This window comes from Actinobaculum sp. oral taxon 183 str. F0552, from assembly GCF_000466165.1.
Classification (GTDB): domain Bacteria; phylum Actinomycetota; class Actinomycetes; order Actinomycetales; family Actinomycetaceae; genus Peptidiphaga.
The window spans coordinates 37,319-45,310 of sequence record NZ_KE951414.1 but is presented as its reverse complement, the minus strand read 5'-3'; the positions used below and the strand labels follow the sequence as shown (position 1 = coordinate 45,310).

The 7,992-nt window shown below is 71.9% G+C and carries 8 protein-coding genes and 1 pseudogene; 2 read left to right on the top strand and 7 right to left on the bottom strand.

Features of this window, described 5'->3' with window-relative positions:
* The 5 genes and pseudogenes from HMPREF0043_RS10115 to HMPREF0043_RS03005 all read right to left on the bottom strand — a co-directional run.
* Positions 1 to 497: pseudogene (locus HMPREF0043_RS10115) on the bottom strand (hypothetical protein); the annotation flags it as partial.
* The gene (locus HMPREF0043_RS03020; protein WP_021601385.1) at positions 464 to 1,969 is read right to left on the bottom strand and encodes an ABC transporter substrate-binding protein; all 1,506 of its coding nucleotides are present in this window, start codon (positions 1,967 to 1,969) and stop codon (positions 464 to 466) included. The gene HMPREF0043_RS03020 and the pseudogene HMPREF0043_RS10115, both read right to left, overlap by 34 nt.
* Positions 1,970 to 2,325: 356 nt before the next feature.
* A complete protein-coding gene (locus HMPREF0043_RS03015; protein WP_040317722.1) occupies positions 2,326 to 2,547 on the bottom strand; it encodes a hypothetical protein in 222 nt (73 codons plus the stop codon).
* 210 nt (positions 2,548 to 2,757) lie between these two features.
* A complete protein-coding gene (locus tag HMPREF0043_RS11895) occupies positions 2,758 to 2,925 on the bottom strand; it encodes an MFS transporter (RefSeq protein ID WP_198010271.1) in 168 nt (55 codons plus the stop codon).
* Positions 2,926 to 3,179: 254 nt separating this feature from the next.
* Positions 3,180 to 4,331, bottom strand: coding sequence for a glycerate kinase (locus HMPREF0043_RS03005; RefSeq protein WP_021601382.1), 1,152 nt, complete (start codon positions 4,329 to 4,331; stop codon positions 3,180 to 3,182).
* A gap of 498 nt (positions 4,332 to 4,829) precedes the next feature.
* On the opposite strand from HMPREF0043_RS03005, the gene HMPREF0043_RS03000 reads away from it, so the two are divergent.
* Positions 4,830 to 5,837, top strand: a complete 1,008-nt coding sequence (locus HMPREF0043_RS03000) for an ADP-ribosylglycohydrolase family protein (protein WP_051317407.1) — start codon at positions 4,830 to 4,832, stop codon at positions 5,835 to 5,837.
* A 107-nt stretch (positions 5,838 to 5,944) separates the two neighbouring features.
* Here HMPREF0043_RS03000 and HMPREF0043_RS02995 read toward each other — a convergent pair whose 3' ends face one another.
* Positions 5,945 to 6,736, bottom strand: coding sequence for a trimeric intracellular cation channel family protein (locus tag HMPREF0043_RS02995; RefSeq protein ID WP_021601380.1), 792 nt, complete (start codon positions 6,734 to 6,736; stop codon positions 5,945 to 5,947).
* Positions 6,737 to 6,918: 182 nt separating this feature from the next.
* A complete protein-coding gene (locus HMPREF0043_RS10110; RefSeq protein WP_021601379.1) occupies positions 6,919 to 7,182 on the bottom strand; it encodes a hypothetical protein in 264 nt (87 codons plus the stop codon).
* 127 nt (positions 7,183 to 7,309) lie between these two features.
* On the opposite strand from HMPREF0043_RS10110, the gene HMPREF0043_RS10105 reads away from it, so the two are divergent.
* On the top strand, positions 7,310 to 7,894 hold the full coding sequence (locus tag HMPREF0043_RS10105) for a hypothetical protein (protein ID WP_021601378.1): 585 nt from the start codon (positions 7,310 to 7,312) through the stop codon (positions 7,892 to 7,894).
* Positions 7,895 to 7,992 lie beyond the last annotated feature (98 nt).

Genomic DNA, 7,992 nt, shown 5'->3' with positions numbered 1-7,992 from the left:
GCGGCCGCGCCTCGGGATGCGCGGGCGCGGGGCCGGGCCCCGGCCGCCACGGCCGCGGGCAGCGTGACCAGCGCCAGGGCGAGGAGGACGATCGCCATGACGGTGAAGGTCGCCATCAGGGGCGTGGCGACGGCCCGCCAGACGGGCACGCCCGCATTGAGCGTCGTGCCGAAGTCGCCGGTCAGCACCCCGCCCAGCCAGGAGAGGTACCGGCGCGGAAGGGGGACGTCCAGCCCCATCCTCTCGCGCATCCGCGCCACGGCCTCCGGACCGCCGCTCCCGGCCGCCAGGGAGGCGGCGTCGCCGGGCAGCGCCTGGACGAGGAGGAAGAGCACCGCGCTCCCCAAGAGGCAGAGGAGGAGGCCGCGGGCCGCCCGCCACATCAGCCAGGCGGGCAGCCCGGCGCCGGTCCCGGCCAGCCCCGTCCGGGGCTCGGCCGGGCTCACCCGGGACCCGGTCAGGCTCACGAGGCCGAGAACGTCGCTTCGGCGATCCAAGGCATCGACTGGTCGACGACGAGGCCCTTGAGCCCCTTGCGGTAGGCCGACAGCTGCTTCTGGAAGCCCCAGACGAGGTCGCCGCCCGACTCGTGGATCTCCTGGGAGATCTCGGCGACGAGCTTGTCGCGGGACTTCTCGTCGAGGGTCTGGGTGGCCTTGGTGAACTTCTCGGTCATCGCCTGCGAGGAGTACCCGCTGACGTTGTAGGGAGACCGGGCGTCGGCCTGCATCCTGAACTCGCCCATGGCGGGGCGGTTGATCCAGTACATCGTGAAGGCCGGGGAGGCGTAGAGCTTGTCCATCTGCGAGAAGTAGGACTGGGCGTCGGCCTTCTCGATCTTGACGTCCACCCCGACCTTCTTGAACTCCTGCGCCATGAGCTCGGCGGAGGCGACCAGGCCGGGGGTGATGTCCGCCGCCATGATGGTGAAGGACGTCACGCCCTTGGACGCGAAGATCTTGCGGGCCTTCTCCTTATCGGCCTTGACCTGCTCGATGTCCTTGGGATAGGAGGGGTAGCCCTTGCCGAGCATGTCGTTGCCGAGCTCGCCGGACTCTCCCAGGACGGTCTTGACCATCTTCGCCCGGTCGAGCGTGAGCTTCGCCGCCCGCCGGACTTCGGGGTCGTTGAACGGGGCGACGCGCGTGTTGAGCACGAGGTCCATCGCCGAGGCCGACTGCAGGGTCGGCTTGGGGGTGACCAGGTCGGAGGCGCTCTTGAGCGTGGCGAGGGAGGCCGAGTCCAGGCCGTAGGCGTAGTCGATCTCGCCGGCCTTGAGGGCCTTCGCCCGCGCGGAGGCGCTCGCGATCATCTTGACCTCGACGCGCTTGATCTTCGGCTCGCCGGCCCAGTACTTGGGGTTGCTCTTCAGCTGGTAGCCGGTCGAGGAGTCCCCCTTCTGCAGGGCGTAGGGGCCGGCCCCCACGCCGGTGAACTGTCCCTTGGGCGCGATCGGGGACATCATGGCCAAGGTCGATTCGAGGAAATCAGAGGACGGGGCGGTGAGCTTGAGCACCGCCGTGGAGCCCTCCGCCTTCGACGCGGCGAAGTCGATCCCCCCGTACAGCGTTTTGTACTCGGGCGCCTGGGCTAGGTGCTGGAACGAGGCGAGGACGTCCTGGCCCGTCACCGGGGTCCCGTCGGAATACGTCAGGCCCTTGCGCAGCTTGACCGTCCATTCGTCGACCGTGGCGTTGGGCGTGATGGATTCGGCCAGCCGCATCTTCGTCCCCTTGTCCGTCGTCGCGGCGAGCGAGCCGTAGATGTAGGAGATGGTCATCATGATGCCCGGCGACGTCGCCGTGTTGGGGTCCAGGGAGTCGGTCGGGGTGAGCGCCGTGCCGATGCGCAGCTGCTGCGAGGAGCCCTTGGACGAGCCGCCGCCCGAATCCCCTCCCGAGCATCCCGAGACGACGAGGGCGACGCCCGCGGCCAGGGCCGCCAGGCGGGCCCGCCTTCTTCTCTTCACGATATGTCCCTTTCCATCGCAGATGTGCCGCCGGCCCGCGGTGCGTGCCGTGCGGCCGGTCCGGACCGGCCGCACCCGCGCGCCGAGGTCAGTCCGCTCGGCGTGCCGAGCGCACTGAACTGCGTTCACGTGCGCGTGCCCCGACCTCGTCGATGAAGCAGAAGCATTGGCCGCGTGACGGTCCGCGGGAAACGGATCGCTCAGTCAGGTTAGCCGTTCCTACCCAGAAAGGGTAGGGTGGCGGCCTCGCGGTGTCAACGCTTCGGGGCGATCCCCGGCCCGGCAACTGGGCCGGGGCTGCGCTCAGTCGCGGTTCCACGTCGACGGCGTTCCGAGGCTGCGCAGGCCGCCGACGCTCACCGCGGCCAGCGCCGCGAGGGTGGCCGCCAGGCCCAGCCCGTAGGACGGCCCGACCTGGCCCGCCTGGACGAGGGCCCCACGGTCAGGGGGACGAGCGCCGAGAGCCCCGTCTCCAGAACGCTCATGAGGGAGGCGACCCTCCCCTGGAGGTTCGACGGAGTGACCGAGTAGATGTATCCCTGCGCCACGGTTCCGACCAGCGGCACGGCGATCCGCATGCGGACAACCAGACGAACAGGGCCGCGTAAGTGTGCGAGAAGACGGTCGCCGAGGCCAGCCCCGCCATGACGGACATCGCGGAGACGAGCAGCGTGCCGGAACCCACCTTGGGCGCGTACCGCTTCGACAACGCCGAGCCCGCGAGCAGCACGACGGCCAGCAGCAGCCCGAAGAGGCCCCACAGGACGGCGCCGGAGAGCCCCTGGCGATCATGGCCGGCGTCGGTCGACCCTGTCGACGAGAACCCCTCCGAAGAGCGCGAAGCGCAGGAACGCGATCATCCCAGCCGTCTGGACGACGCCGGTGCTGGCCGTGGAAGCCGTCAGGGAGAAGACGACGAACGGGAGCGCCACCTCCTGGCACGATCGTGCGAGCATGTCCGCGGTCGAGGCTCCCAGCCACAGTCCGTAATCGCGTCGCGAGTACGCCACGGTCGCCTCCGGGTTTCCTTCGATTCCGTCAGGCCGGCAGCGCGGCATTCGCCGTCCGAGCGCTTCCATAGGCGCTCGAACTCGAACAGTCCGCGTCCAGCCGCACTGACCCTCACCAGAGCCAGCCTAGACGGCAGCGGGGCCCGCGGGCCGGCAGGCTCACCCTTCGGGACGGCGAGCATCTCCCGGCGCGCGGCTTCTCAACGTCTCTCCCCGCGGCGGGCGCGGCCCGCCACCAGCAGCCTCGTCGCCCGCTCGCAGGCGTCGGCGAGGGCGGTCGGGCCCGAGGCCAGGGCCTCCTCCAGGGTCGTCACCCCGGCGACGATCGGCACGAGCCCGGCGAAGCCGTGGTCGTAGAGCGCCTCGGCCCCTTCGCCGAGCCTGCCGGCGAAGGCCACGATCGGCACCCCGGCGGAGCGGGCCGCGCGGGCCACGCCCGAGAGGGCCTTGCCCATGAGGGTCTGGCGGTCCACCGCGCCCTCGCCCGTGAACACGAAGTCGGCGTCCCTCACAGCGTCCGCGAGCCCCACCGCCTCGGCGACGAGGTCCGCGCCGGATCGCAACTCCCCGCCGAGGAAGGCGCAGAACGCGTAGCCGAGGCCGCCTCCCGCGCCCGCGCCCGCGGCCAGGGCGAGCCCGGCGTCGTGCCCGCACACGGCGGCCAGGCGGGCCAGCGCCGCGTCGAGGAATCCGATGTCCTCGGGAGTGGCCCCCTTCTGCGGCCCGTAGACGGCCGAGGCGCCGCGGGCGCCCAGGAGCGGGTTGTCGACGTCGCACGCGACCCTGACTGCGACGCCGTTCAGCCGCGGGTCCAAGGCGGCGGTGTCCACCGCCGCCAGGCGGGCGAGCGAGGAGGGGCTCCCGTCGAGTTCGCGCCCGTCGGCGTCCAGGAGGCGCGCCCCGAGTGCGCGGAGCATCCCGGCGCCGCCGTCGTTCGTGGCGCTGCCGCCCACGCCGACGAGGAGGTCGCGCGCCCCGCCGTCCAAGGCCGCGAGGATCATCTGCCCGACGCCGAAGCTCGTCGCCTCGCGGATGCGGCGGCGCTCCGGCGGGATCATCCCCAATCCGACCGCCTGGGCGCACTCCATGACCGCCGTGCCGCCGGCCATGGCGAAGCGCGCCGTCGCCCGGCCGCCGTAGGCGTCGAGCACCGGGACCTCGACCGGGGCCAGGCCGAGCGCGTCGGCCAGGGATTCGGCGAAGCCCTCGCCGCCGTCGGCCATGGGGATTTCGGGGCATTCGGCGTCGGGGAGGACTCGCCGGATTCCCCGCGCGAGGGCGCGGGCCGCTTGGGCGGCGCTCATCGACTCCTTGAAGCTGTCGGGGGCGCAGACGATCTTCACGTCCGCCATCGTATCCGCGCCGGCCCCGGACGGCGCGCAGAACCGCGGGGCGCAGCAGGCCCCCGGCGGCGAGCGCGAACGCCACCGGAACAACGACGCTGCCGGAAATGGGAGCGGAACCGCGCATGCGAAACCTCGGGGAGCCCGCACGCGAGCCGATCGGCCGCCGGGCCATCCGTCGCGGGCCTCGACCAGGGAAGTCCTCCCGGACAGTCCGGAGTCCTCCAACCGTCCGGTGGGGCCACCCTCCCGGGCGATCCTCGGCCGCTTCCGCCGGGGCGAGCCGGTCGATCGGGGTGCGCTCAGTTAACCGATCGGGGTGCCTCCGGCCAAGGGGCGCACGTACAATGGAGGGGCGACCACGACCATGCAACGGGGCTGGGCGATGCTCCACGGGCTCACGCATCCGGCGGGTTCGAAGCGCCGAGCGGAACCGGGGCCACGGCCACGCGGCGTCCCCGCGCCCCGGCCGGGTCAGCGGAAAGCCACACCAGAAAGCGAGGAGCGATGAAACCCGAAGACCTTGCCCGACTAGCGGATGACTCCCGCTTCGAAGCGACTCCCGAAATCGTCTCCCGAGCACGGGGCGCCATGCTCGCCTCGGCCTGCGGAGACGTCCTCGGGGTTCCCTACGAATTCGCCGCGCCCACGGACTCGCCGGAGATGATCGGCGGCGGACTCGGCCCCTACGAACCCGGCGAATGGTCCGACGACACCCAAATGGCGATATGCATCGCCAAAGTGGCGGCCAAAGGCGTATCGCTGACCAGCGAGCCCGCCCTCGACCTAGTCGGCGAGCGCTTCCTCGACTGGCTGGCAGGCGGCGCGTCGGACGTGGGAACGCAGACGCGGGCGGTGCTCGCCCACGCCGCGGAAGCCGGCCGCGGCGACGTCTCGGACCGCCTGCACGAGGCGGCCGACGAATTCTCGGCCCGGACCGACAGAGCCGCGGGAAACGGCGCGCTCATGCGGACCACGCCGGTCGGGCTGGCGTTCCCCGGTTCGCGGATGCGCACGGCCAAGGCAGCCAAGGCCATGGCCCGCCTCACGCACTACGACCCTCTGGTCGACCAGTCCTGCATCCTGTGGACGGAGGCGATCCGCCACGCCCTGACAACCGGGCGGGCCGACGTGCGGGCGGGGCTCGACCTGCTGGACGCGCAGGCCCGCGACTACTGGGCGAAAGCCGTCGACGACGCCGAGGCGGGCGCCTTCTCGGCCCACCAGAACGGCTTCACCGTCGTCGCCCTCCAATGCGCCTGGCACGCCGTGTTCTCGGTCCGCGACCTCGCGGGCGAGCGGGCGGTGCGCACGGGCCTGGTCAACGCCGTGTCTCTGGGAGGCGACACGGACACCGTCGCCGCCATCGCCGGCGGCCTGCTCGGAGCGGCCCACGGCGAGAAGGCGATCCCCGCCGAGTGGAGGCGGGCGGTCCACGGCTGGCCCGGCATGACGGGCGGGCAGCTGGCGGACCTCGCCCAGGCCGTCGTCGTCAAGGCGTCCGCACACGGCTAGAGGCTTCCCGCCACGGACCTTCCCGGAGCGGCGCCTCCCGGGCGGCTCCCGTCCCGGCGGGCGGGACCGACCCGGCCGGGCGGGACCGACCCGGCCGGGCGGCGCCGTCATCGGCTGCGTCCGCGCCCAAGCCCGCGTCCGCGCCGGCGCCTGCTGTGCCGAGCCCGGATCTCGACCGCCTCCGTGCGACGTCTCCGCAGCAGGCCCGCTTCGCGCATCCTTGTGTATTCCTCGAAGGAGGCGCGCACTTGCCGGTAGGTTCGCCCCAGCGAGTAGTCGTCGTTCAGGGGCAAGCGCCACTTGTACCAGCGAGCGGCGGTGCACACGATCCCTCCCACGAGCGTGGCGGCGATGAGTGCGAGGCTGGGATGCCCCGCATGCCACAGGGCCATGGCCGGGATCGTCGCCGCGAGGGCGCCCGTGGCGTAGAGGGTGTTGCCTCCGAAGATCGCCGGGGTCCGGCCGACGGCGATGTCGCGGATCATGCCCCCGCCCACCCCGGTGATGACGCCCAGGAGCATGGCAGGCCCGATCCCGAAGCCGAGCTCGACGGTCTTGATGGTTCCGGTGGCCGACCAGGCGCCCAGGACGAACGCATCGGCCAGAATGAAGAACCGGTGCCACCACTTTCCGCGCAGCGGCAGGAGGAAGGCGACGACGGCCCCCAGGACCGCGCCGCCCAGATAATAGGGGTTCGTCAGCGCGACGGGCGGACCGCTCTGCAGGAGGACGTCGCGGAGCATGCCCCCGCCGAGGGCAGCCATCAACGCCAAGGCCACAAACCCGACGAGGTCGAAGCGACGCTCACGGGCGACCATCCCGCCCAGAACGCCCGCAACGACGACTCCGCCCACGTCGACGCTCAGGAAGACCCACTGGAATACCTCGGAGAGATCCACCCTGAAAGTGTAGAGCCTGCGGGCACGGACTCCTCGGAGGAGGCCTCATCCGCCGGGAGGACGGCCCGCTTCTTCGACAGGGGCGCGGGAGGTCTCTGGGAAAACCACGCCGAGGCCGGCTTGCGACGCGGGCCCGGCCGCGGGCAAGCCCGGGAGAGCCCGCCGGCTATTCGACGGCCGGGCTATTCGACGGCCTCGGCGACGATCGTCTCGTCCTCCTCGGCCGCCTTGCCACGGCCGAACGGCACGGCGTCGGCCACCTTCGACTTCGCGGCCCCGAACGCCTGCCCGGCGGCGTCCTGCGCCTTGTCGACACCCGCCTGAACGGGCTTCGAATTCCACACTTTCGAGCTGACCTTGACGATCTGGTCGTACCGCTTGCGGCCCGCCTTCGCCCCGAGAACGTATCCGGCCGCGAACCCCACCGCGAGGGACTTGACACCCATGAATCACTCCTTGCTCTTCGCCTGCACACGACTGCCCCGCGTGCGCTTGTCTCGCCGACACGGCCACCGCGCCGTCAGCAGGTGGCACCCACCACATCTTACCCATACACTGGCTTCAGGAGGAATCATGAGCGGTTCGGCACACACCCCCGCCGTCTCCGTCTCGCACCCGATGATCAGCGACGAACGCCTCGAAAACGCCACGGGGCGCTCGCGCAGGCACTGGTACCGGGAGCTCGACGAAGTCGGCGCCCAGGAATGGGACCGTAAGAGGATCGCGCGCTGGCTGGGCGCCAAACGCGAGGTGGACGCCTGGTGGGCGCAGGCGCTCGCGATCGACTACGAGCGCGCCCGCGGACTGCGCGACGGCGGGCGGGGCCGGGACGGCGCGCACCGAGCGTCCGTCACGAAGACGGTCCGATGCCGTCCACAGGACGTCTGGCCGTGGATCGACGACGATGACGAGCGCCGCGACTGGCTGGATTGCGAGTTCGAGGTCCGCAGCCACACGCCGGGCACGTCGCTGCGCCTGGAGGCCGCCGACGGCTCGCGGGTGGCGGTCTCGCTGCGCGCCCTGCCGGACGCGGCCGACGGCACGCCGCGCACGCGCGTGGAAGTCGTGCACTCGGGGCTGCTGCGCGCCGACGACCTGGAGGAGACGAAGGCCTTCTGGCGCGCCGCCCTGACCGCGCTCGCCTCGCTCGTCTCCTGACCCGGCGCGGGGTCGACGCCCGCTACAAGGTCCCCGGCCGGGCGCCTCCGCCCGCACAGGCGAACCGACCTCGATCATGGCTGTTTTCTCTTCGTCTT

Bases quoted from the DNA above. Each gene is read 5' to 3' on its own strand.
- HMPREF0043_RS03005 (WP_021601382.1), bottom strand. From the start codon at position 4,331: ATGGCGGACGTGAAGATCGTCTGCGCCCCCGACAGCTTCAAGGAGTCG.
- HMPREF0043_RS11895 (WP_198010271.1), bottom strand. From the start codon at position 2,925: ATGCTCGCACGATCGTGCCAGGAGGTGGCGCTCCCGTTCGTCGTCTTC.
- HMPREF0043_RS10110 (WP_021601379.1), bottom strand. From the start codon at position 7,182: ATGGGTGTCAAGTCCCTCGCGGTGGGGTTCGCGGCCGGATACGTTCTC.
- HMPREF0043_RS03015 (WP_040317722.1), bottom strand. From the start codon at position 2,547: ATGCGGATCGCCGTGCCGCTGGTCGGAACCGTGGCGCAGGGATACATC.
- HMPREF0043_RS10105 (WP_021601378.1), top strand. From the start codon at position 7,310: ATGAGCGGTTCGGCACACACCCCCGCCGTCTCCGTCTCGCACCCGATG.
- HMPREF0043_RS03000 (WP_051317407.1), top strand. From the start codon at position 4,830: ATGAAACCCGAAGACCTTGCCCGACTAGCGGATGACTCCCGCTTCGAA.